Genomic DNA, 682 nt, shown 5'->3' on the forward strand with positions numbered 1-682 from the left:
AACATAAGTGCCGTCGATATGAATTTCACCCGAAAGCGGAAATAACTGTTTCTGAATTTGTAGGCTTTCACGGATTTTGTGAGCAAGCGTAAAAGCCGTCTTGTATTGTACGTTTAAATCACGCGAGAGTTGGCAAGCAGACAAGCCTTTAGCTGCATTAACGAATAAGGCAATGGCATAAAGGTAAGTCTGAATCGGTAGCTTACGATTAGCAAAAATTGTGCCTGATGTGACACTAAAGGTATGATTGCAATGTTTACACCGCCATTGATTGCGACTGGCAATGCGATAAGCAATATGCTGCACACCGCACTTCGGACAAACGACATTTTCCTCACTTCCCCACCGAATTTGGCATAGCAATGCCCGCACTTCGGTATCAGATAGCTGTACCATCTTGATAGGCGAAAGCGTGCGGGCTTTGCTTGATAGGAGGTGGTGTTGTGCCATAGTTGTACTTTCTTTTTGTTATCTCAAAGTCTTGAAATTGTCTAAAAACTTGTTTACAGGATATTCAATCTAGGGCATTCAATTTATACTCAAACGTGATAAAATATCACTTAATCAACGCCAAATATACGCTTATTTGCGGTATTTGTCAATTTAAATTGAAATTGGAACGCTCAAATGTGTATATCAGAAAGATTAAGACAAGTTTGTGAAGCTAAAAATTGGAAAATTA

Annotated in this window: 1 protein-coding gene; it reads right to left on the reverse strand. The window is 39.3% G+C overall.

The window, feature by feature from the left end; genetic code table 11:
• Positions 1–450 (reverse strand): transposase (locus HMPREF0027_RS11235; protein ID WP_005625472.1); only part of this gene is annotated, 450 nt, incomplete at its 3' end.
• Positions 451–682: the final 232 nt, after the last annotated feature.

It is taken from the genome of Actinobacillus ureae ATCC 25976 (genome assembly GCF_000188255.1).
Classification (GTDB): Bacteria; Pseudomonadota; Gammaproteobacteria; order Enterobacterales; family Pasteurellaceae; genus Actinobacillus; species Actinobacillus ureae.